Annotated in this window: 19 protein-coding genes, 2 tRNA genes and 5 pseudogenes; 13 read left to right on the top strand and 13 right to left on the bottom strand. The window is 65.4% G+C overall.

What is annotated here, in order from left to right; genetic code table 11:
• Positions 1 to 24 precede the first annotated feature (24 nt).
• The 5 genes and pseudogenes from SNAS_RS01910 to SNAS_RS01890 form a co-directional block, all read right to left on the bottom strand.
• Complete coding sequence (locus SNAS_RS01910) at positions 25 to 474, bottom strand: hypothetical protein (RefSeq protein ID WP_013015667.1); 450 nt, start codon at positions 472 to 474, stop codon at positions 25 to 27.
• Entirely contained in the window at positions 471 to 1,292 is an 822-nt protein-coding gene (locus SNAS_RS01905; protein ID WP_013015666.1) for a DddA-like double-stranded DNA deaminase toxin, read from the bottom strand. Before SNAS_RS01905 ends, SNAS_RS01910 begins: the two co-directional genes overlap by 4 nt.
• A gap of 40 nt (positions 1,293 to 1,332) precedes the next feature.
• Positions 1,333 to 1,524, bottom strand: a pseudogene (locus SNAS_RS36460) (response regulator transcription factor); the annotation flags it as partial.
• Positions 1,525 to 1,714: 190 nt separating this feature from the next.
• Complete coding sequence (locus SNAS_RS01895; protein WP_013015664.1) at positions 1,715 to 1,948, bottom strand: hypothetical protein; 234 nt, start codon at positions 1,946 to 1,948, stop codon at positions 1,715 to 1,717.
• Positions 1,945 to 2,133, bottom strand: coding sequence for a hypothetical protein (locus tag SNAS_RS01890; RefSeq protein ID WP_013015663.1), 189 nt, complete (start codon positions 2,131 to 2,133; stop codon positions 1,945 to 1,947). The genes SNAS_RS01895 and SNAS_RS01890 overlap by 4 nt, the downstream gene beginning before the upstream one ends.
• A 132-nt stretch (positions 2,134 to 2,265) precedes the next feature.
• On the opposite strand from SNAS_RS01890, the gene SNAS_RS34895 reads away from it, so the two are divergent.
• From SNAS_RS34895 to SNAS_RS01875, 3 genes are all read left to right on the top strand, one after another.
• Positions 2,266 to 3,351: a helix-turn-helix domain-containing protein gene (locus tag SNAS_RS34895; protein WP_013015662.1), complete on the top strand. Its 1,086-nt coding sequence runs from the start codon at positions 2,266 to 2,268 to the stop codon at positions 3,349 to 3,351.
• On the top strand, positions 3,348 to 3,938 hold the full coding sequence (locus SNAS_RS33655) for an HD domain-containing protein (protein WP_013015661.1): 591 nt from the start codon (positions 3,348 to 3,350) through the stop codon (positions 3,936 to 3,938). The genes SNAS_RS34895 and SNAS_RS33655 overlap by 4 nt, the downstream gene beginning before the upstream one ends.
• A gap of 301 nt (positions 3,939 to 4,239) precedes the next feature.
• Positions 4,240 to 4,752 (top strand): DUF2199 domain-containing protein, encoded by a 513-nt coding sequence (locus SNAS_RS01875; RefSeq protein WP_083786991.1) that lies wholly within the window; start codon positions 4,240 to 4,242, stop codon positions 4,750 to 4,752.
• 38 nt (positions 4,753 to 4,790) lie between these two features.
• Here the strand turns inward: SNAS_RS01875 and SNAS_RS32235 are convergent, their stop codons facing one another.
• The 3 genes from SNAS_RS32235 to SNAS_RS01860 all read right to left on the bottom strand — a co-directional run bounded on the left by SNAS_RS32235 (position 4,791) and on the right by SNAS_RS01860 (position 6,525).
• The gene (locus SNAS_RS32235) at positions 4,791 to 5,309 is read right to left on the bottom strand and encodes a tyrosine-type recombinase/integrase (protein ID WP_013015659.1); all 519 of its coding nucleotides are present in this window, start codon (positions 5,307 to 5,309) and stop codon (positions 4,791 to 4,793) included.
• A gap of 392 nt (positions 5,310 to 5,701) precedes the next feature.
• Positions 5,702 to 5,774, bottom strand: a tRNA-Arg gene (locus SNAS_RS01865).
• A 73-nt stretch (positions 5,775 to 5,847) separates the two neighbouring features.
• Entirely contained in the window at positions 5,848 to 6,525 is a 678-nt protein-coding gene (locus SNAS_RS01860; protein ID WP_013015658.1) for a hypothetical protein, read from the bottom strand.
• A gap of 64 nt (positions 6,526 to 6,589) precedes the next feature.
• Here SNAS_RS01860 and SNAS_RS01855 point away from each other — a divergent pair, with 64 nt between their 5' ends.
• Positions 6,590 to 7,402, top strand: coding sequence for a hypothetical protein (locus SNAS_RS01855; protein ID WP_013015657.1), 813 nt, complete (start codon positions 6,590 to 6,592; stop codon positions 7,400 to 7,402).
• On the opposite strand, the gene SNAS_RS01850 is transcribed toward SNAS_RS01855, so the two are convergent.
• Entirely contained in the window at positions 7,399 to 8,556 is a 1,158-nt protein-coding gene (locus SNAS_RS01850) for a hypothetical protein (RefSeq protein ID WP_013015656.1), read from the bottom strand. The two genes, SNAS_RS01855 and SNAS_RS01850, sit on opposite strands and share 4 nt — an antisense overlap.
• 158 nt (positions 8,557 to 8,714) lie before the next feature.
• A complete protein-coding gene (locus SNAS_RS01845; protein ID WP_013015655.1) occupies positions 8,715 to 10,001 on the bottom strand; it encodes an adenylosuccinate synthase in 1,287 nt (428 codons plus the stop codon).
• A 228-nt stretch (positions 10,002 to 10,229) separates the two neighbouring features.
• Between SNAS_RS01845 and dnaK the strand changes: the two genes are divergently transcribed.
• From dnaK to SNAS_RS37410, 4 genes and pseudogenes are all read left to right on the top strand, one after another.
• Positions 10,230 to 12,083: a molecular chaperone DnaK gene (dnaK, locus tag SNAS_RS01840; protein WP_013015654.1), complete on the top strand. Its 1,854-nt coding sequence runs from the start codon at positions 10,230 to 10,232 to the stop codon at positions 12,081 to 12,083.
• 20 nt (positions 12,084 to 12,103) lie between these two features.
• A pseudogene (grpE, locus tag SNAS_RS37415) lies at positions 12,104 to 12,604 on the top strand (nucleotide exchange factor GrpE); the annotation flags it as partial.
• A gap of 396 nt (positions 12,605 to 13,000) precedes the next feature.
• Complete coding sequence (gene dnaJ / locus SNAS_RS01830; RefSeq protein ID WP_013015652.1) at positions 13,001 to 14,170, top strand: molecular chaperone DnaJ; 1,170 nt, start codon at positions 13,001 to 13,003, stop codon at positions 14,168 to 14,170.
• A 53-nt stretch (positions 14,171 to 14,223) separates the two neighbouring features.
• Positions 14,224 to 14,482: pseudogene (locus SNAS_RS37410) on the top strand (heat shock protein transcriptional repressor HspR); the annotation flags it as partial.
• Positions 14,483 to 14,664: 182 nt separating this feature from the next.
• Here SNAS_RS37410 and SNAS_RS01825 read toward each other — a convergent pair.
• Positions 14,665 to 15,030 (bottom strand): PH domain-containing protein, encoded by a 366-nt coding sequence (locus SNAS_RS01825; RefSeq protein ID WP_013015651.1) that lies wholly within the window; start codon positions 15,028 to 15,030, stop codon positions 14,665 to 14,667.
• 26 nt (positions 15,031 to 15,056) lie between these two features.
• Here SNAS_RS01825 and SNAS_RS37905 point away from each other — a divergent pair.
• The 5 genes and pseudogenes from SNAS_RS37905 to SNAS_RS01800 all read left to right on the top strand — a co-directional run.
• Positions 15,057 to 15,416: pseudogene (locus tag SNAS_RS37905) on the top strand (Clp protease N-terminal domain-containing protein); the annotation flags it as partial.
• Between the two features lie 144 nt (positions 15,417 to 15,560).
• Entirely contained in the window at positions 15,561 to 17,402 is a 1,842-nt protein-coding gene (locus SNAS_RS32230; RefSeq protein WP_244409098.1) for a caspase, EACC1-associated type, read from the top strand.
• Positions 17,399 to 17,818, top strand: coding sequence for an effector-associated constant component EACC1 (locus tag SNAS_RS01810; RefSeq protein WP_013015649.1), 420 nt, complete (start codon positions 17,399 to 17,401; stop codon positions 17,816 to 17,818). Before SNAS_RS32230 ends, SNAS_RS01810 begins: the two co-directional genes overlap by 4 nt.
• Complete coding sequence (locus tag SNAS_RS01805; RefSeq protein ID WP_013015648.1) at positions 17,787 to 18,113, top strand: nuclear transport factor 2 family protein; 327 nt, start codon at positions 17,787 to 17,789, stop codon at positions 18,111 to 18,113. The genes SNAS_RS01810 and SNAS_RS01805 overlap by 32 nt, the downstream gene beginning before the upstream one ends.
• A gap of 53 nt (positions 18,114 to 18,166) precedes the next feature.
• A tRNA-Ser gene (locus tag SNAS_RS01800) sits at positions 18,167 to 18,254 on the top strand.
• 43 nt (positions 18,255 to 18,297) lie between these two features.
• Here SNAS_RS01800 and SNAS_RS01795 read toward each other — a convergent pair.
• The gene (locus SNAS_RS01795) at positions 18,298 to 18,906 is read right to left on the bottom strand and encodes an LppU/SCO3897 family protein (RefSeq protein ID WP_013015647.1); all 609 of its coding nucleotides are present in this window, start codon (positions 18,904 to 18,906) and stop codon (positions 18,298 to 18,300) included.
• Between the two features lie 918 nt (positions 18,907 to 19,824).
• Positions 19,825 to 19,996: pseudogene (locus tag SNAS_RS37405) on the bottom strand (UvrD-helicase domain-containing protein); the annotation flags it as partial.
• Between the last annotated feature and the right edge of the window lie 196 nt (positions 19,997 to 20,192).

The following is a 20,192-nucleotide window of genomic DNA, read 5'->3' as shown; positions in this document are numbered from 1 at the left end:
GCCACTTTATTGCGTGGATCTTTCTTATTCACCTGCTGGTGAATCAATCCACTCAATACAATCAGGATGCTCACTGGTGTCGATGTAGCGTTTGACGGTTTCCACAGCCCAGTTTGGTGACACGCGCATGTGGTTGACGGGGATGTCTTCCAAGCCGGTGCGGGTTTCGAAGGTGTGAGTGTGGTGGATCGTGGTCTGGCCGTCGGGGTGGTGGACGGCGTGGAACTCGGGGATGGCGCGGCCGGGTTCTGCGGCGATGTTCCCGTGCGACCGCAGGTAAGCGTTGGCGCCGTCGGTGGCGATCTCCAGGTGCGGTTGTATCCCGTCGTCGGTTTCGGGGCCGATGGTGACCATGCAGCGGTGACCGTCTTGGCCGACGGTGTTCTTCAGCGATGCGAACAAAGCCTCGACGGCAGCATCGTCGTCCAGGGTCATCCAATAGTCCGGCCCCATCATCGCCGCATACGCGTTCACTGCTGCTCCTCGTTGATATATGGCTTCACGTCGCGAAGAGGCCGATCGAAGTACGGACGGCCAATGTAGGTTGCTGAACCTGCGGGCCAGTGGATTGTCAGACTAGAACCCTCTTCAAGGAAGTACGGCAACAACAGCTGGCATTGCGGGCAGGGACCATCCGGATGGTTGATCGTGATCTCTTCGTGCACTTGGTCAACTGGCTCGGACTTGGTTCGGGTGCGGCGCATGGTCATGGCGAACTTGAGTTCCAGATGGGCCAGCCACCGCGGCTCGGTGTCTTCGGCGGTGCCGGACCAGATGTTGTGATGCCAGAAGTCTTTGACGTGTTCCCAGTCCCGGTCGTTGGCTCCGGAGGTGAGTTCCCGGTCGGGGTGCTTGTGCCACCGGCCTCGGGTCCGCTGGCCGGAGTTGGGTTTCATCGCAGGAAGTGTCCCCAGCAGCCCTTCGCAAGGCTTCAGCCCAAGACGCTCACCAATCGCCTTGAGATCTGAGGAAGCGGTCGGTTTCTTCGGGCTGGTCTTCTCAGGCTCCGGTTCGGGTGCGCGTCCGTCAGCGCCGATGCTGGCAAGATACGCGATGACGTGCTCCTGGGCGGCGTTTTCGGCCTCGGCCATCCGATCCAGCCCGGCCACAGCAGCCGCAAGAGCGTCGAGCGAGTTACGGAGCTGATAGCTGGCCGATCCTCTGGCTATCCCCTCCATACGGCCGGTCGCCTCTTCAAGCGTTGCTCGGGCTTGGTTCGTTAATGTTCGGCCCTCTGCCAGGGTCGACAGTGCGGCCCGAACCGCCGCGATGAGTTCTGCAACGCTTCCCACAACCCCTCCTGTGGCTGCCTACCTAGAGCAATGACCGCGATCAACTGAGGATTCCGATCCGGAAGGCTTCAGCCACCGCGTGGGCGCGGTCGCGGGCACCGAGTTTGCGGTACATGCGACGCGCATGGGTTTTGACGGTGTCCTCGGTGATGAACAGTTCCCGGCCGATCTCGGCGTTGGACTTGCCGCCCGCGATGCCCAACAGCACCTGGGTTTCGCGTTCGGACAACCCGCGTCGCAGGCTGGCGGGGATGGAGACGGTTTTGGGGACGTCGAGGTCGATGCCCAACGCCACCACGGCGTTGACGAGCATGCGCCCGTCAATGGACAGCGGTTCCAAGCGTCGGCTGGCTCGGGCTTCGCGCACGATGTGAACCGCCGAGCGCGCGATGACTTCCCAGGCGACCACCGGATTACGCAGATCAGGTGTGGCGAATGTAGACATTGTCGTCTCCTTGGATGGAGTGGGACAGGGCGTGCTTGCGGTAGACCTCGAAGGCGAGGCGGTAGAAGTAGCAGCCCTCGGGTCCGGGACGTTCCAACTTGCCGTGGTAGTTGCGGCAACCGGTGCAATACCCTTCGGTGTCCACTTTGCTGTGACACTTCATGGTGTAGTTGGCATTCCGCGCCAGGGTTTCCGAGTCGGTGAAGCTCATGACTGCCTCATCTCGGCGATGAGGATCAAAAGGTCCCGACCGTCCAGCCTGTCTTGGAACAGGCGAGTACCGCCGTCGATGTCGTCACGCCAGTAGTGACCATGTGCCACGTGGTACGTCAGTGATTGGCCGTCGAGAGTGAACGTCCCGTACGTCCCCCACGTCTTCGGGTTCTCCGAGATCATGACGAACCTCCTGCTAGAGATACGGCTAAGGCACCGAACGCTACGGTTTAGGAGAGGCTTGGAACACTGACTGCTAGTACGGGTTCGATTGCGTCAAATACGCTGGTAGATGGTCCGGTCGGAGGTGACAACGTGAAGCAGGAACCGCGGGCGTATGGAGGCATTAGCGGGTTCATGCTGAAGGTCGCGCGCCAATCCATCCCCGTGAGTCAAGAAGCCTTTGCCGAGACGCTGGCCGTTGACCCAACAACAGTCCAAAGCTGGGAATCCGGTCGCCGACCACTTGGCGCAGCGACCATGACGCAGGTGCGACGACTCGGCAGACAATTGCTGCGCCTGGGCGTTGATTCCGAACTGGTGGCCATGATCCCGGTGGCTATCGAGGCAGATCTGATCATTACCGCGATCGCTACCCCCGTGCCCGACGGTGAACTGGGTCAACACCCGCTCGCCGGGTGCGTGATGGACTTGCGGATCTCGGAACTCTTGACTTGGGCGCTAACTGGAGTTCCTCCGCGCATCGCTTCTCGCATTCCTCCAGTGCGGCGGCGCGGCCCCGCCCCGACTCGGCCAGAACTCGGGTGGATTGACCGTAAGCAGTTGAACGCCAACCTGCTTCAACTCAGTGATAGGGGTGAGCAAGACGGTTCAACGTTGCTGCTGCGCAGCCAAGCATGTTTTCTCACGGGACTTGCACGCCTAGATACACCAGCAAAACTGTCCACCGCCGCCTCCCGGTACCTCGTCGGCGGCGAATCATGGTCACCGTCGTGGCTGGACGCCCGATCCCATGTCGTTTCCTGTGCTTATCGAGGCGACCCGGAACCGTTGCGCCGCTTCATCACTCACGCTCAAGAAAGCGACGATTGCGAGACCGCCGCTCTCAACTACACCGCCTATTGGGTAGGTGACATGCCCGACCGCGAAGGAGACGACGGCTTTATGCCCCGAAATCTCCTTCGCTGGCGAGGCTCCCGTATGTACCCCCACCTGGTGGAACGACTTCAAACCACCCACCCGCTCATTGACCTCAACACACACAACCTGTGGCTGCTGCTGCGTTCCCAACGCGGGCTCATCATCGATGACAAGCAAACCTCGCTGTTGTTGCTTGATCGCATCGACGAAGCCGCTGACAGCAACCGAGTCTCCCAACAGTCCCTTCGGGAACTACGCTCGATGAAATCTGCACTTGCCGAGCTTGGATACCGCAAATGAAAGGCCAAGGCGTGAGCGAACTTGCTGGTGAAGCGGGATACCTGCTCGAAATCGGGCTACTGAAACGCACTCGCCGCACCGGGTGGTGGATCGCAGGTATCCGTGACCCCGAAAGCATCGCCGAACACAGCTGGCGCACCGCGATCACCGGAATGATCATCGCCAGCCACGAAGGCGCCGACCCTGCACGCACATCCATGCTGTGCTCACTGCACGACACCCCGGAAACCCGCATTGGCGACATTCCCAAGATCGGCAAGCACTACCTCAAAGCAACCGCTCCCGACACTATTGCGGCCGACCAAACCGCCAAATGCTCCGACCAAGCCGGACAAGTCATACGCGACGCGATAGCCGAATTCGAAGCAGGCCAGACGCCAGAGGCTTTGTGCGCCAAAGACGCCGACAAACTTGAATGTCTCATCCAAGCAGTCGAATACCAGCACCAAGGAGTTTCCACCGTTACGCGCTGGATCGAAAGCAGTCTTGCCGCGTTGAAAACCGACACGGCTCGTGGACTGGCTGATGAGATTCTGAAAGCCAACCCACTTGCTTGGGAACAAACCCGTCGCCCTTCAGCGACGTAACACAGCATCCCAGCAAATCGGACCATTGAAGCTCTCCCACCATGGGGCACTCGGGGTCCTCCGATTTGCCGTGACGGCAGGGTGTGGAGCGCGGGGCAACTGCGGGCAGGCCCAGCGTTGACTTACCGGCGACTGTCACCTCAAGCGCATCCGCAGCATGCCAACGGCCGGACCGCCACGGGTTCGGCCGTTGCGTTGCGCGAGCAACCCCGGCCACGTCCTGTTGGGAACTCCGTTCCTGCTGCGCCCTCCAGGCGCCGTCTGGAGGCATTGCTGTGTGCGCTGTTTAGTCTTTCGCTCCATGACACAACAACTCGGCTTCACCTGTGTGGATTGCGGCGAATACCACCCTGACCTGCCAATGGGGTACTCGACGACGGCACCGGCGTCTTGGCGGCAGGAGTACGCCGACGACCCGCGCAGCGTCCTGTCATCGGACCAGTGCGTCATCGCAGACCGCATCCACTTCGTCAGGGGCCTGATCGAGATCCCTGTCGTGGACGGCGAGGAGCCCTTCGCGTGGGGCGTGTGGGTCTCATTGAGCCCCGCGAACTTCGAGCGGGCGACCCGGCTGTGGGAGACACCCGGACGCGAGGCCGAACCGCCCTACTTCGGATGGCTGAGCACCGAACTGCCGCTGTACTCCCCCAGCACCATCGACCTGAAGACCAACGTCCACACCCGACCGATCAACGAACGTCCGTTCGTGGAACTGGAACCGACCGACCATCCCTTGGCCGTCGAGCAGCGCGAGGGCATCACCATGGAACGGGTACGCCGAATCGCGACCGCACTCCTGCACCCACCCGGGTAACCAATCACGGCGCAACGGCACGCCCCACGGCAGCACACCTAGCCAACCGCCTTGTTCAGACCATGCCGCTTCAACACCAGCCACACCGCGGAAGAGGCGATGTCTGTTCCTTCGGCAGCCAGCCGAGCTTGGATCTTCACCGGTCCTAGTCCTTCTTCACGACGGATGTTGCAGATGCGCGCTTCGAGTTCGTCCTTCGTGCGTGTTGGTTGCTCAGCAGAGAAGTCGCGGCGCGATTTTTCACGACGCACCTGCGGCAGCTCTGGCATGCAGGCGGCGAGCACACGGACAGCGGAGTCGTCCGTCTCGCGCAACCACGCCGCGTAGTACTGAAGCGTGGTCCTTCCACCTGAGCTGTGCCCGAGGCGTCCCGCCACGGCAGGTAGGGCGATCTTGGCGGCCAACAGCTTTGTCGCGCTGAAATGCCGGACCTTTTGCGGCGTGCAGTGAAAACCCGACCGCTTCGCCATCGCCGCGAATCGGTGAGTGAAGTACGACAGCGAGCCCGGAACCGAGTTGTCAGGGTCATACGAGTGCAAGTACTCCTCCCCGGTCATGTCCAAGCCGAGGGCCGCGCGTCGCTGCCGGATGCGCTCGATTTACTCGGTGGCACGTTCCATCGTGAGGTCGTCCAGCAGGATCCAGCGTTCGGAATCCGTCTTGAAGTCCTTGACCCGGAAGAGATTCCAAGGGCTGTTCTGTGGACTTGAGGTAGAACGGCTTGCCGGAGATCGGGTCCTTACCGGCGTAGACCCGCACCCGGAACTGGTTCGGGCCGCGTTCCTTGATGTTTCCGCAGGTACTTCCCTTGCGTGCTGGCATGAGTCGAAACTCCTTCATGTCCGAGCACATGCCCAAAGATCAGATTTCCGGGCATGTCGCCGAAAGCGAGAAACCTCCAACCTGCTTTTTTCGCAGGTCAGAGGTTGAAGATTCGTAACACGTTGAGCGCGCTCGGAGGGATTCGAACCCCCAACCTTCTGATCCGTAGTCAGATGCTCTATCCGTTGAGCTACGAGCGCTGGTTGTTGTCGGTTGAGCCGACCAGGGAATGTTACAAGGCTGGTTTTAGGGCCCGCAAGCGGGTATTGGGGGTTATTGGTCGTTGAGGATCAGCTGGGCGAACTCGGTGTAGCGGTCGCTTTGGTGGGTGGGGTCGAGGGTTTTCCACAGGTTTTGTTCGGCCTTGGGGATGACCTCGTCCATGCCGAAGTGGGTGGCGTATTCGTGGCGGCGGGCCGGGCCCGGGAAGTAGTGGCCGTGGGCGGCGAACCAGGCGACGTAGGCCCGGTAGAGGGCTGTGGTGAGGGTCTCGGCGCGGGTCCACGGGTCGGTGTCGTTGGACAGGGCGGCGGGGACCGTGGTGAGGTCCTCGGTGAGCGCCTTGGCCGAGCGGGTGGCCAGGAGGGTGGGGAATTCGGAGACCGTGCCCCGGGCCGCCGTGCCTGCGCCCGCGTCGTCGGACAGGAGGACGCCGTAGGCGAAGGCAGCGATGTCGGTGAGGGCGGCGGTGGGGGGTTGGGACCAGCCTTCGCCGGAGGTGACCGTGGTGACGAGGCCGTCGAACCACGATTGGGTGACGTGGGTGGCCTCGGTGGGGGCGGCGGCGGGGATCTCGGGTTGGTCCCAGACACAAACCAGACCGATTTCGTCGGGGTCGCCGAAGCCCGACAGGGGGGCTCCGTGCGCGTAGGCGAAGGCGAGTTTTCCGAGGTCCTCGGCGTCGGGGACGACGGAGGCGGCTAGGTCGAGTACCGGCGCGGGTAGTGACATGGGATCAAGTGTCACCACAGTTTCGCCGTGCGTCCACCGCACTCGGCGTGTCAGACTCAACAACGTGAGAGTCACCGGAGTTTCCACCCCGACCCGGCCGTTCAGGGACAACGAGGACTGGCTTGGCTCTGGTCCGGGTGTTGTCGTCGTTCTCGACGGTTGCGGACAGCCGGACAACATCGCCGAGGACACCGAGCGTGGTTGCGCGCACGGGCTTCCGTGGTACGTCAAGACGCTGGGGACCGCGGTGCTGCGCAGTGCCGGGGATCTGGCGACGCCGCTGGACGACGCGCTGGCCACCGCCATCGCCGAGACCGCGACCGCTCACCATGGGCGGTGCGATCTGCACCATCCGTCGACGCCCGCCTCGACGGTGGTGATCCTGCGGGAGAACCGTCGCACGGTGGAGTACCTGGTGTTGGGGGATTCGACCATCGCCATCGACGACGGCAGCCCGGAGCCGATCGTGGTCACCGACGATCGGGAGATCCGGATCCCGTTTCCGTCCATCGGGTCGGACGAAGAGCAGGCGAAACGCAACACGCGGGAGTACATGGCGGTGGTGGAGAAGCTGCGCAACCAGCCGGACGGGTTCCCGATCGCCGCCGCTGATCCGCAGGCCGCGTATCGGGCGCTGGCCGGGCACCTGGGTACCGAGCAGGTGCGGCGGGCGATCGTGGCCAGCGACGGGGCGACCCGGCTGGTGGACCGTTTCGGGATCCTGACCTGGACCGAGTTGCTGGACCTGGCCAGTTCGGGAGGGCCGGAAGAGGTCATCAACCAGACCCGCACGGCCGAGACCACGGATCTGGAGTGCAAGAAGTGGCCACGTGGGCGCGCGCACGACGACGCGACGCTCGCGTTGTGCGTGTTCTAGACGGCCGAGGTCTGGGTCGCGACGCTGTTGACGATGCGGTGCAGTTCCTGCATGGCTGATTCGCTGCGGTTGCCCGAGGCGAAGACCGTCACGAACAGGACATGTCCCGGTTCGGGTTCGTAGAACCGGGTCATGCCGACGTGGTACAGGTCCTCGTCGTTGAAGTACTCGTTGCCGATCTGGGTGTTGGCGTCGACGCGTTCTTCCTCGCCGGGCATGTCGAAGGCGTTGACGAGTTTGTTCTTCGCGGGCTCGCCACAGCCGTCGGGGCATTCCTGGACCTGGATCTCGGCCCAGGTGTCCTCGGCCTGGTCGGGGACGGCGCACTCGGCCAGCAGGTTCTCGGGCTGCTCGCAGGTCATGCCCGGGGTGACCTTGAAGGCGAACGGCCACCGGGCGAGCGCGATGGTCTCGCCCTCGTCGCCGGTGTAGGTCTGGTCGCCGACGACCTTGACCGGCGGCAGGCTGTCGTCCCAGCTGGGTTTCATCTCCTGGGCGTTCTGGTCGTCGGCCCCGGACTCACCGCCGCCCGGCGTCCCGTCGGAGTCCTCACCGGACATTCCATAGAAGACGAAGAAACCACCGGCGATCAGCACCAGCAACAGCAGCACGACGGCCATCGGGACCAGCCACGGTGGACGGCTGGTCTGGGCTTTGGTCACATAGGACGCCATCGGGGAGGCCGGTGCCACCGGGGATCCCGACGGCGGGGTCGACACCACCCGGGGGATGCCGTGCGGGTCGGTGTGGCCGGTGACGACGGGGATGTGGCCGGTCGGCGGTCCGACGATCGGGAACTGACCGCTGTTCTGGTTCACGCCCGACAGCGGGCCGCTGGGCGGGCCCATCGCGAGCATGCGCTCCAGCATCCGCTCGACGCCGCGCATGCCGTCCTGTCGCAGTGTCACCACATAGGGCTGGTCGGAATCCAGGTCGGCCGAAAGGATCGAGGCGTCGGCGGGGCCGCGGGTGGCGTGTGCCCACGCCACTGTGTCCGACAGCAGGGCGCGACGGGCCGGGTCCTTGGCCGAGGTGGCTCCCAGCGTGAGGATCTCGACCTCGCGGCCGTCGTCGTCCTCGCCCCGGTAGATCTCGTAGGCCCCGTCGACACGCGCCGTTGACACGTCGGTGAACGGCCCGAGCGTGCGCCCCATCGACTTGTCTCCTGTTATGTACCGGTCCATTCGGCGGTCAGCGCGGCGCGACGGTCCGCCGCACTCCGACACCGCCCACACAGTATGACTGGCACGCGCCAGCTTCCGCTAGTGTGTGCCGACACATTCGTTGTCAACGGAATCAAAGCGCCGGATGGCTATATCAATGCGGAACGGACAATGTTCTGTGAACGACCCGGTCCGACGCCGATGACGCTGATCCGGGCACCGCACAGTTCTTCCAGCCGTTCGATGTACGACTGCGCGTTCTTGGGCAGGTCGGAGAACTCGCGGCATTCGCTGATGTCCTCCCACCAACCGTCGTGGTACTCGTAGCGCGGCGTCGCGTGGTGCAGCGCCGTCTGCGACATCGGCATCTCCTCGTGGAACTCGCCGTCGATGTCGTAGCCGACGCAGATGGGCACCTTCGGCAGGCTGGACAGCACGTCGGCCTTGGTGAGGAACAGGTCGGTGATGCCGTTGACCCGCACCGCGTAGCGGCCGATGACGGCGTCGAACCAGCCGCAGCGGCGTTCGCGTCCGGTGGTGACGCCGTACTCTCCGCCCACTTTGAGCAGATGCGCGCCGTTCTCGTCGAACAGTTCGGTCGGGAACGGTCCCGCGCCGACGCGGGTCGTGTAGGCCTTGATGATCCCGATGACCTTGTCGATGCGGGTGGGCGGAATGCCCGAGCCCATGCAGGCGCCGCCGGTGGTCGGGTTGGAGGAGGTCACGAACGGGTAGGTGCCGTGGTCGACGTCCAGCATGGTCGCCTGGGCGCCTTCGAGCAGGACGTTCTTGCCCGCGGTCAGCGCCTTGTCCAGCTCCAGCCGGGTGTCGGCGATGTAGGGCGCCAGCCGGTCGGCGTAGCCGAGGTACTCGTCCACGACCGTCTGGACGTCGATGGCCTTGCGGTTGTAAACCTTGACCAGGACCTGGTTCTTCTCGCGCAGCACCATCTCCAACTTCTGCTTGAGGATGCCGGGGTCGAGCAGGTCCTGGACCCGGATGCCGACGCGGCCGACCTTGTCGCCGTAGGCGGGGCCGATGCCGCGGCCGGTGGTGCCGATGCGGGCCGAGCCGAGGTAGCGCTCCACCACCCGGTCCAGCGCCCGGTGGTGCGGCATCACGAGGTGCGCGTCGGAGGACAGTCGCAGGTTGGAGACGTCGACGCCGCGGGCGGCCAGACCGTCGAGTTCGTGCAGCAGGAACTTCGGGTCGACGACGACGCCGTTGCCGATGACCGGGACGCAACCCGGCGTCAGGATGCCGACCGGGCACAGATGGATCGCGAACTTCTCGCCGTCGGGGGTGACGACGGTGTGCCCCGCGTTGTTGCCGCCCTGATACCGGACGACGTAGTCCATGTGTTCACCGAGAAGATCGGTGGCCTTGCCCTTACCTTCATCGCCCCACTGCGTTCCGATGACGACAGTCGCTGGCATTCCCTGCTCACCACTTCCCGGGAGTTCCGCCCGATTACCGATCAAGAGTACGGCTGACCTGTTCGGCGGCGTTATCGGGGGATGTGTGACCCAGTAGACTTGAGCCTGTGTGACTCAACAGTCACTTGACAATCACAGTGTGACGACGCCACAATTGAGTCCAGGCCGCTCAACCTAGCGCGGTCTGTCAGTCGTTTACCAGCATCCACTCGTTTGGGGGAGCAACACATGGCACGTGCGGTCGGCATCGACCTCGGGACCACCAACTCCTGCGTCAGCGTCCTCGAGGGCGGTGAGCCCACGGTGATCACCAACGCCGAGGGTTCACGCACCACTCCATCCATCGTCGCGTTCGCGAAGAACGGCGAGGTTCTCGTCGGAGAAGTCGCCAAACGCCAGGCCGTCACCAACCCAGATCGCACCATCCGGTCGGTCAAGCGGCACATGGGCTCGGACTGGTCGGTCGACATCGACGGCAAGCACTACACCGCTCAGGAGATCAGCGCCCGCACGCTGATGAAGCTGAAGCGCGACGCCGAGGCCTACCTGGGCGAGAACATCACCGACGCCGTGATCACGGTGCCCGCGTACTTCAACGACGCCGAGCGCACCGCCACCAAGGAGGCCGGGGAGATCGCCGGCTTCAACGTGCTGCGCATCATCAACGAGCCGACCGCCGCCGCGCTGGCCTACGGCCTCGACAAGGGCGACAAGGAACAGACCATCCTGGTCTTCGACCTGGGCGGCGGTACCTTCGACGTCTCGCTGCTGGAGATCGCCGACGGCGTCATCCAGGTCAAGGCCACCAACGGTGACAACCACCTGGGCGGCGACGACTGGGACGACCGCCTCATCGAGCACATGGCCAAGACCTTCAACGGCCAGCACGGCGTCGACCTGACCAAGGACAAGATGGCGCTGCAGCGGCTGAAGGAAGCCGCCGAGAAGGCCAAGATCGAACTGTCGGCCGCGACCCAGACCTCGATCAACCTGCCGTACATCACCGCCGGTGCCGACGGTCCGCTGCACCTGGACCTCAACATCACCCGCGCCGAGTTCGAGAAGATGACCTCCGACCTGCGTGAACGCTGCAAGAAGCCGTTCGAGCAGGCCATCAAGGACGCGGGCATGAACGTCTCCGCGATCGACCACGTCATCATGGTCGGCGGCTCCACCCGGATGCCCGCCATCAGCTCGATGGTCACCGAACTCATCGGCAAGGACCCCAACAAGGGCGTCAACCCCGACGAGGTCGTCGCCGTGGGTGCCGCGCTGCAGGCCGGTGTCCTCAAGGGTGAGGTCAAGGACGTCCTGCTGCTGGACGTGACCCCGCTGAGCCTGGGCATCGAGACCAAGGGCGGCATCTTCACCAAGCTGATCGAGCGCAACACCACCATCCCGACCAAGCGCTCGGAGAGCTTCACCACCGCCGACGACAACCAGCCCTCGGTGCTGATCCAGGTGTTCCAGGGCGAGCGCGAGATCGCCGCCTACAACAAGAAGCTGGGCACCTTCGAGCTGACCGGCCTGCCGCCGGCGCCCCGGGGCGTCCCGCAGGTCGAGGTCACCTTCGACATCGACGCCAACGGCATCGTCAACGTGTCCGCCAAGGACGTCGCGACCGGCAAGGCCCAGTCGATGACGATCACCGGCGGTTCCTCGCTTCCCAAGGAGGACATCGAGAAGATGATGCGCGAGGCGCAGGACCACGCCGACGAGGACCGCAAGCGCAAGGAGGAGGCCGAGACTCGCAACGTCGGCGAGACCTGGGTCTACCAGACCGAGAAGCTTTTGGCCGAGTCCGGTGACAAGCTGCCCGAGGACAAGAAGGGCGAGATCGAGACCAAGCTGACCGAGCTGAAGACCGCGCTGGGCGGCACCGACCTGGACAAGGTCAAGGACGCCACCGACGCGCTGATCAAGGTCTCGCAGGAAGCCGGGGCCGCGATGTACGCCGCGCAGCAGCAGGAAGCCGGTGGCGCCGAGGGCGGCGAGGCTCCCGGAGCCGAGCAGCAGTCGTCCGCCAAGGCCGACGATGACGTTGTTGACGCCGAGATTGTCGACGAGGACGACAAGAAGTGACCGCCGAGCAGAACGCAGACGCTACGGAGGCGAAGGAGTCCGGACCGCCGGAGGCGGAGACCCCGGATTCCGGCGCGGCCGACAAGGACACGGCGGAGGAATCCACGGACCTGGCGACTCAGCTGTCGGAGCGGACCGCCGATCTGCAACGGATCACCGCCGAGTACCACAACTACCGCAAGCGGGTCGAGCGCGACAAGTCGCTGGCCGCCGAGCAGACGACCGCGACCGTGGTCGCCGGGCTGCTGCCGGTGCTGGACGACATCGACCGGGCCCGCGAGCACGGCGACCTGGAGGGTCCGTTCGCGACCGTCTCGGAGCAGTTGCTCAACGCGCTGATCAAGCTGGGCCTGGAGGTCTTCGGCGAGAAGGGCGATCCCTTCGACCCGGCGGTCCACGAGGCGGTGGCGCACATGGTGTCGCCCGAGGTCACCGAGACCTCGTGCATTGACGTCATGCGGCGCGGGTACCGGCTCGGGGAGCGGCTGCTGCGTCCGGCGATGGTCGCGGTGGCCGAACCCGCTGAGGCCGAGACCGCTGAGACCGGTAAGACCGAGGCCGTGGCCGAGGACGCCGAGCTGTCCGCCGAGACCGAGGAGGCCGTCGAGGCTGAGACCGAGGCCAAGGCCGAAGCGGAGGCTGAAGCCGCGGTCGAGGCCGAGGTGGAGGTCGAGGAACTCGCCGAGACCAAGGACGAGGACGCCACGCCCAACCTGGACGCCGACGTGCCCTCCGACGAGGAGCAGGTGAAGGCTGAACAGGTGGAGGACGCGGTGGCCGAGGCGGCCGAGTCCGACGCCGAGGCGGGCTCGGAAGCGGTCGACGAGGAGAAGCCGGAGTCCGAAAAGGACAAGTCGGCTCCCGACGACACCAAGAAGACCGAGAACGAATAACGACGACGGAAAGGGGGCAGCGTCATGGTGTCACGCGATTGGCTTGACAAGGACTTCTACAAGGTCCTCGGCGTGCCCAAAGACGCTCCCCAGTCCGACATCAAGAAGGCGTACCGCCAGCTGGCCCGGGAACTGCACCCCGACCACAACCCCGGTAACGCCGACTCCGAGGAACGCTTCAAGGAGGTCTCGGAGGCACACGCGGTGCTCTCGGACGAGAAGCAGCGCAAGGAATACGACGAGATGCGCTCCCTCATGGGCGCCGGGGCCTTCCGCCGCGGCGCCCGGATGGGCGGCGGCCAGACCCCCTTCGACTTCGACGACCTGATGGCCCAGGCCCGGGGCGGCGGATTCGCCGGCGGCGGCGCCGGTGGCGGCCTGGGCGACCTGTTCGGGTCCTTCTTCGGCGGCAACCGCCGTCGCGGCCCCGGCAAGGGCCGGGACGTCGAGACCAGTGTGGAGCTCGACTTCGGCGACGCGGTCGCCGGCATCACGCTGCCGCTGAAACTGCGCTCCCCCGGCGTGTGCGACACCTGCCACGGCAACGGCGCCAAACCCGGCACCAGCCCGAAGACCTGTCCGTCCTGCAACGGCGCCGGAGTGCGCACGGTCAACCAGGGCGCGTTCAGCCTGTCCGAGCCCTGCCGCGACTGCGACGGCGTCGGCACCATCGTCACCGACAAGTGCCCCGAATGCCGAGGCAGCGGCGGCGTCACCAAGACCCGGACCCTCACGGTGCGGATCCCCGCCGGGGTCCGCGACGGCCAGAAGATCCGGCTCGCCGGTCGCGGCGAGCCCGGCGAACGCGGCGGCCCGTCCGGCGACCTGTACGTGCTCATCCGGGTGCGCGCCCACGAACTGTTCACCCGCGACGGTGACGACATCCTGCTGTCGGTGCCGATCTCGCTGTCCGAAGCGGCACTGGGCACCACCCTCCGGGTCCCCACACTGGACGAACCGGTGACCCTGAGGGTCCCCCCGGGCACTCCCAGCGGGCGTATTCTTCGAGTACGCGGACGCGGAGTCTCGCGCAACGGCAAGACTTCCGGCGACCTGTTGGTGACGGTGGACATCGACGTCCCCGACAAACTGTCCGACGCCGCCCGTACGGCCCTTGAGGACTACGCCAAGTCCGCTCCGGCGGCTCCCCGGGGGAAGATCGAACGCGCCGTCGCGGCGTCCGAAACGTCTTGAAAGGTGGGGCCGCAGTGGTAGACAGGAACAGCCGCAGCGCGGCACAACCGCCAATGTCCGACGCGGCATTGGACGCGAAGGTGCTGGCGATCTCGGTGGCGGCCGAGATGGCGGGCATGCACCCGCAAACCCTCCGCCAGTACGACAGACTCGGACTGGTCCAACCCTCCCGCACGGCGGGCGGCGGCCGCCGCTACAGCGTCCGCGACGTGGCCCAACTACGCGAAATCCAGCGTCTCAGCCAGGAAGACGGCGTCAACCTCGCCGGAATCAAGCGCATCATGCAGCTGGAGAACCAGGTCACCGCCCTGCGGACCCACATCAACGAGCTCATGTCCCATGTGGAGATGTACCAGTCGGAACGAGACGAGCTCGAAGCCGCGATGGGACCGTTCCGCATGGCGCGCAAGACACACGTCAGCCGGGAGACCGCGCTGGTGGTGTGGCGTCCCCCGGGGGGCTTAGCGCGTGATGCCGTGCTTCATGACATCCCGCTAGCGCGTGATGTAGTGCATGATCACCTGGTGGACGTGGTGGGTCTTGCGGTCGCCACGGAACTCGATCTCGTGGATCTCCTTGCCCGCGTGGATGGCCATCTCGCCCGATGAGAACCACTGGCCCGCGAAGGACTTGTTGCTGGTGAGGCTGACGGCGGAGATCTTGGCGTAGGGGATCGAGGTCAGCGCGACCTTCTTGCCGACGAAGGACTTGTTCTTGAGGATGACGCGCTTGTCGGTGAGGCCGATGAAGCCGGTGCCGACACCGATGGCGTCGTAGACGGCGATGACCTGTTCGCCGTTGAGGAGGAGTTCCTCGATCTGCTTGAGCTGGTCCTTCTTGTCGTAGACCACTTCGGCCATGGGAGTTCTCATTTCCATAGGGGTGAATGTCTAGATGCACGCTAGCCTGTTACGTCAAGTCACTGAAGGAAGACATGGCTGGCGGATTCAACGACCACGCGACCTACCTGGTCCGACTTGCCCGCAAAAAGGCCAAGCAGGCCGGGCGTACGCGCGTGCAGCCATTGCACCTGCTGGGGAGCCTCCTTGAGACCGCCTCCATGGCCGGTCGCATCATGGACTGTCTGTCCGAGTCGGACCACAATCAGGACAAGCGGAATCCTGTTCACGTCTTCGAGTTGGAGCCCGAAGACGACGATCTCGTTCCATTCGCTGAGGAGATGGCCGCCATTCTCAGCGCGGCAAGGGATGAAGCACGGTCCCTCGACGATGCACTCATAGCTCCGGAACACCTGCTGCTGGGGATCCTGCGCCATGGCGACAACGAAGCCGCGCTGACGCTCGAGGCCAAGGGCATCGTGATGCAGCCCGTCCGCCAGGCCCTGCTGCACCTGAGAAATGAACATTCTGTCGATCAGATTCGCGACATCGTGGAACGTTCGTCCGACGGCACGATCATGGTGCTCACCCCCACGATGTGGACACTGAAGGACCTGTGCCTCAGCGCCACCCAGGCATGCTTCAACGGCTTTCTCGAGGGCACGACGTCAACGACGGTCCGGGAACCCGAAGTCCGGCGGATCCTGCAGGTACTGTCCCGCAATACAAGAAACAATATCGTCCTCATCGGAGAGTCCGGTGTCGGGAAATCGGTCGTGTTGCGGGATGTGGCGCGATGCTTCGCCTCCGGTCAGGTGACCGACACCCTCCGCGACAAGGAACCGTTCTGGGTGGAGTGGGACCGGCTACAAACGATGAGCTCCAACCCGGCGCCGTACTGGTTGAACTACTGCCTCGACCGGGCGGCACACCAAGGCGTCATCCTGTTTCTCGACGACGTCGCCGAGCACGTCGATTTCGGTTCTCGGCTTGGTACCGACGGCCCCGAGACCAGCCTGTGGCGGCACTTGTCCAATAAGACCATGCAGGTCGTCATGACGATGAAACCCAGCGAATACGCCAAGTTCGCCAATGAATCGCCACTACACCGCCACTTCGAACCGGTGCGCATTCCCGAACTGTCCACTGAGCAGACCATCACCGTCCTCAACGAGGTCATCCGGCAACGGTTGAGCACCCATCACGCCGTCAGCATCGCTGACGAGGCGATACCGACCGCCGCCGACCTCGCCAACCGCTATATCCCCGACCAGTTCCTGCCTGCCAAGGCCGTCACCCTGCTCGACGAAGCCTGCGCCAACGTGCAGACCGCCCGACTCGACGTAGACCGCGTCCGCTTGAAGTTCGAGGCGATGGACAAGGCGATCCACGACTTCGATGGAGCCGGATCCGAGCCCGAGTCACCCGAACATCAACTCAACCGAGCGCTGTACGTTCGGCAATGGACAGAGGAACACGCGCCGGAGCTCAATGCGGCTTACAGCCGGGATTTGGGTCTCGTCGACGACGAAGCGGTACGCCGCACCCTCGCCGAGCTCAAGGGCATCCCCGTTCAAGAGCTTCGCGTCCCCGACTCGACCGAACCCTCGCCCCAGCCGTCCGATCTCACGACGCCCGCGGCCACCCGCCTCCCCAACCGCCTGACCTCCACCGCCGTCCTGCTCGGCGCCGCCCACTACGCCCACGACGCGATCCCCGACACCCCCGCCATCACCAACAACCTGCTCAGCCTCAACCGCCGCCTCACCGACGTCGAGCACGGTTCCTTCTCCCCCGATCGCGTCCACCAACCCACGACCGACCTCGACACACCCCACATCCCCGCGATCGTCGAAGCCACTCGCGCCGCGACCGACACCCTGCTGGTCTACTACAGCGGACACGGTCTCATCGCCGACGACGGCCAGCTCTATCTCGGCCTGGCCACCACCGACCCCGAGCTGTGGGAGTACACCGCGCTCCCCTACGACAAACTGCGCAAAGCCGTCCACGACGCTCCCGCGCGCAACAAGATCCTCATCCTCGACTGCTGCTTCGCGGGCCGAGCCATCGACGACCTCTCCGACCCGGGTCGCTCGTCCGGGCAGCTCGACATCGAAGGGACCTACGTTCTCACCGCGACGACGGCCACCCGTACCGCTCACGCGTCCGACGGGGCTGACCACACCGCTTTCACCGGCGCGCTGTTGGGTGTTCTCAGCGAGGGGGTGGACGAGCGGGAGGAGCTGATCCGGCTGTCCGACATCTACTCCCGGCTGGACCGTCGCCTCATCGCCAAGGGGCTGCCCAAACCGCAGCAGCGCGGCACCAACAACATCCACAACCTCGCTCTGACCCGCAATCCCCGATGGAACAGGACTCTCGCGGCATGACCACCACCCTGGCAATCGTCACCGACGACCCCGAGCAGGCCCGCCAGCTGTTGGCCTGGCTGCGTCGGGAGTCCGAACTGCGCGGCGTGACCGACCTGCGCCTGCTCCCGCCCCGCCAGACCGGCGGCCACCTCGGCGAGGCCACCGACACGGTGCTGGCGATCCTGTCCAACCCCGGGGCCATCACCGCCGTGGCCACCACGATCGGCGTCTGGCTCGGCCAGCGCGTCGGCCGCACCCGGATCCGGGTCAAGGACGGCGAGCGCGAGGTCGAGATCGAGACCACCAGCCGCCGCCGGGCCGAGGAGTACACCCGCACAATCCTCGCCGAACTCAACGCCGGGCCCGCCGATTCGGTTAGTCTCACGGTTCGGGGGGATAACCATGAGCACGACCGCACTGAAACCACCGATTGACCGCCTCATCACCGCCGTCAACAGCGGCGACATGGACGGTTTCCTCGCCACCTTCGCCTACGACGGCGTCGTGGACGACTGGGGCCGCCGCTTCACCGGCCACAACGAGATCCGGGGCTGGAGCGAGCGCGAGAGCATCGGGCTCCAGCAGACTTTCGAGGTCGACAGCATCCGCGAGGACGGCGACACCGTGGTCGCGGTCCTCCAGGTGGGCGGCAACGGATTCAACGGACCGTCGACGTTCACGTTCACGCTGGACGGCGACCTCGTCCGGGAAATGAAGATCACCGCCTAGGCCGGGCTTAACCCAGTTGGCCCCGCCAAACAGCCACCGGTATTCTCCTTCGCGGAGGATTCGCCTAGTGGCCTATGGCGCTCGCTTGGAAAGCGGGTTGGGTGCAAGCCCTCAGGGGTTCGAATCCCCTATCCTCCGCCATTGATATCGGAAGGGTCGTCACTTTGTGGCGGCCCTTTCGTCGTCAGTCCTTCTTCTTGATGTCCGCCGCGCACACGACGTAGTCGTCGCGGTCGGATTCGCGGTAGTCCAGCGCGTAGTGGTAGCGGGTTTTGGTGCCCTTGGGGAGTTTGGGGCATTCGTCGCCGCTGGTGGTGCCCACGGCGAAGGCGTAGACCTTGCCGAGGGCTTCCTTCGCGTCGCAGTCGACGACGCGCCAGCTCTCGTCGTCGTCCTTGTCGTCGAAGGTGATGCAGTCGCCGATCTGGGCGCGGACCATGTCGTCGTCGGCGTAGTCGGGGTACGCGTCGGTGGGACGGGGTGCGGGGCTTTCCGATTCCTCTGTGGTGGGTTTGTCAGGTGGGGAGGAGCCGAGCAGGACGATGCCCGTGACGGTCGCCGCTGTCAGTGCCGCGATGGCGGTGAGGGTGAGCCACAGGTTGCGGCGCGGTGGTGGGGGTGGGGTCGGTGCGATGCGGGGCTGGTCGGGTTCGACGCGTGGGAAGCCCTTGAAGCCGCCCTCGGGTGAGAAGCCCTCGGGGGGTGGGTAGTCGGAGTCCGGGGAGCGGGTGTCGTCGGCGGCGTCGTAGGGGTCGGGGGCGTGGTCGTCCCGCCGTGGGTCATGCATCGACATCGATGAGTCTCCTCGGGGGTTTCGGGCCGTTGGCGAAGCGCCGTCTGTCGGACAGGATACGTCCTCGGTGTCACAGCAGCCGGGGTTGTTCGACGCGTGGGGAGCGGACCGCTACCCGGCCGAAGGCGGAGAACAGGCCCGCGTCGATGCCGTTGAGGAGTGGGGAGGCGGCGCCGGAATGGCTGAGGTACAACAGATCCCCGGCTCGGGTCATCGCCGTGAACAGGGCGCGGCGGGCGGCGGGGGTGTCGGGGAAGTTCTTGGCGGTGACGCCGAGCAGGCACACGGCGCGGAACTGGCGTCCGGCGGATTCCGCGATGGACAGTGACGGGACGCCCGCGATCTCGCCGCCGCCCGGGCGCAGCACCATGACGTCGGCGGCGTCGATGCCCGACGCGGCGAGGGTGGCGGGCAGGTTGGCGGCGAAGTCGCGTTCGGCGGCGTCGGCGGGCGCGAAGTACCGTCCGATGGGGGCGGTGGTCGCGGCGGGGCGCTCGGGCAGCATGGTGCGGCCCGGGGCGCGGGTCACCGGGGTGATGAGCTGCATGGCGGCGGCGATGATGGGCGCGGTGCTGCGGTAGTTGCGGGTCAGGCGGACGACGCGGGCGTCGGGGTAGTCGGACGGGAAGCTCTCGAACGGGCTGGGTCCGTCGTGGAGGGCCGAGTCGGGGTCGCCGGTGGCGGTGAACGCGGGCTGGGCGCCCCGGTCGGCGCGCAGCGCGTCGTACAGCTTGGGCGACATGCGGTGGATGTCGTCGACGAACAGGTGGCCCAGCGCCGGGACGTCGCGGATCTGGATGTCGCCGAAGGCGGCGATGGTGATCTCGTCGCAGTGCGAGCCGATGAGCTCGGCCAGGTCGGTGCGGACGGTGTCGGGCGAGCCGGCGGTCAGGACGAGGCACTGCGAGGCGGGGATGTGCAGTTCCTCGATGTGGTAAGCGATCCGGCGCACCAGGACGTGGGTCTTCCCGGTGCCGGGTCCGGCGTTGATGAGCAGCGGGCCGGGTGGGGCGGACGCGGCGACCCGTTGCATGGCGTCGGCGTGGTCGAGCAGGCCGGTGCCGACCTCCTCCATGCCGGCCAGGCAGGGACCGTCCTGAATGATCGGTTCGGGGCGGGCGGGCAACAGCGGTTCGGGCATCGGGACGAGCCGGGCCACGGTCGCGGTGCGAGGGCGGGAGGACTCACGGCTGGGCCGGGGCACCCGCGCCCCGACCGGCAGTTCGAACAATGCCTGTGGTTCTGAGTTCATGCCTCCACCGTCCTAAGTCGTAATTCTGGGTGAC

The organism is Stackebrandtia nassauensis DSM 44728 (assembly GCF_000024545.1).
Lineage (GTDB): Bacteria > Actinomycetota > Actinomycetes > Mycobacteriales > Micromonosporaceae > Stackebrandtia > Stackebrandtia nassauensis.
This window is presented reverse-complemented; position numbering and strand designations above follow the sequence as displayed.

Excerpts from the sequence above, each read along its gene's own strand:
- SNAS_RS01895 (WP_013015664.1), bottom strand. The coding sequence starts at position 1,948 with ATGAGCTTCACCGACTCGGAAACCCTGGCGCGGAATGCCAACTACACC.
- SNAS_RS01890 (WP_013015663.1), bottom strand. The coding sequence starts at position 2,133 with ATGATCTCGGAGAACCCGAAGACGTGGGGGACGTACGGGACGTTCACT.
- SNAS_RS33655 (WP_013015661.1), top strand. The coding sequence starts at position 3,348 with ATGAAAGGCCAAGGCGTGAGCGAACTTGCTGGTGAAGCGGGATACCTG.
- SNAS_RS01875 (WP_083786991.1), top strand. The coding sequence starts at position 4,240 with ATGACACAACAACTCGGCTTCACCTGTGTGGATTGCGGCGAATACCAC.
- SNAS_RS32235 (WP_013015659.1), bottom strand. The coding sequence starts at position 5,309 with ATGACCGGGGAGGAGTACTTGCACTCGTATGACCCTGACAACTCGGTT.
- SNAS_RS01860 (WP_013015658.1), bottom strand. The coding sequence starts at position 6,525 with ATGTCACTACCCGCGCCGGTACTCGACCTAGCCGCCTCCGTCGTCCCC.
- SNAS_RS01850 (WP_013015656.1), bottom strand. The coding sequence starts at position 8,556 with ATGGGGCGCACGCTCGGGCCGTTCACCGACGTGTCAACGGCGCGTGTC.
- SNAS_RS01845 (WP_013015655.1), bottom strand. The coding sequence starts at position 10,001 with ATGCCAGCGACTGTCGTCATCGGAACGCAGTGGGGCGATGAAGGTAAG.
- dnaK (WP_013015654.1), top strand. The coding sequence starts at position 10,230 with ATGGCACGTGCGGTCGGCATCGACCTCGGGACCACCAACTCCTGCGTC.
- dnaJ (WP_013015652.1), top strand. The coding sequence starts at position 13,001 with ATGGTGTCACGCGATTGGCTTGACAAGGACTTCTACAAGGTCCTCGGC.
- SNAS_RS01825 (WP_013015651.1), bottom strand. The coding sequence starts at position 15,030 with ATGGCCGAAGTGGTCTACGACAAGAAGGACCAGCTCAAGCAGATCGAG.
- SNAS_RS01810 (WP_013015649.1), top strand. The coding sequence starts at position 17,399 with ATGACCACCACCCTGGCAATCGTCACCGACGACCCCGAGCAGGCCCGC.
- SNAS_RS01805 (WP_013015648.1), top strand. The coding sequence starts at position 17,787 with ATGAGCACGACCGCACTGAAACCACCGATTGACCGCCTCATCACCGCC.
- SNAS_RS01795 (WP_013015647.1), bottom strand. The coding sequence starts at position 18,906 with ATGTCGATGCATGACCCACGGCGGGACGACCACGCCCCCGACCCCTAC.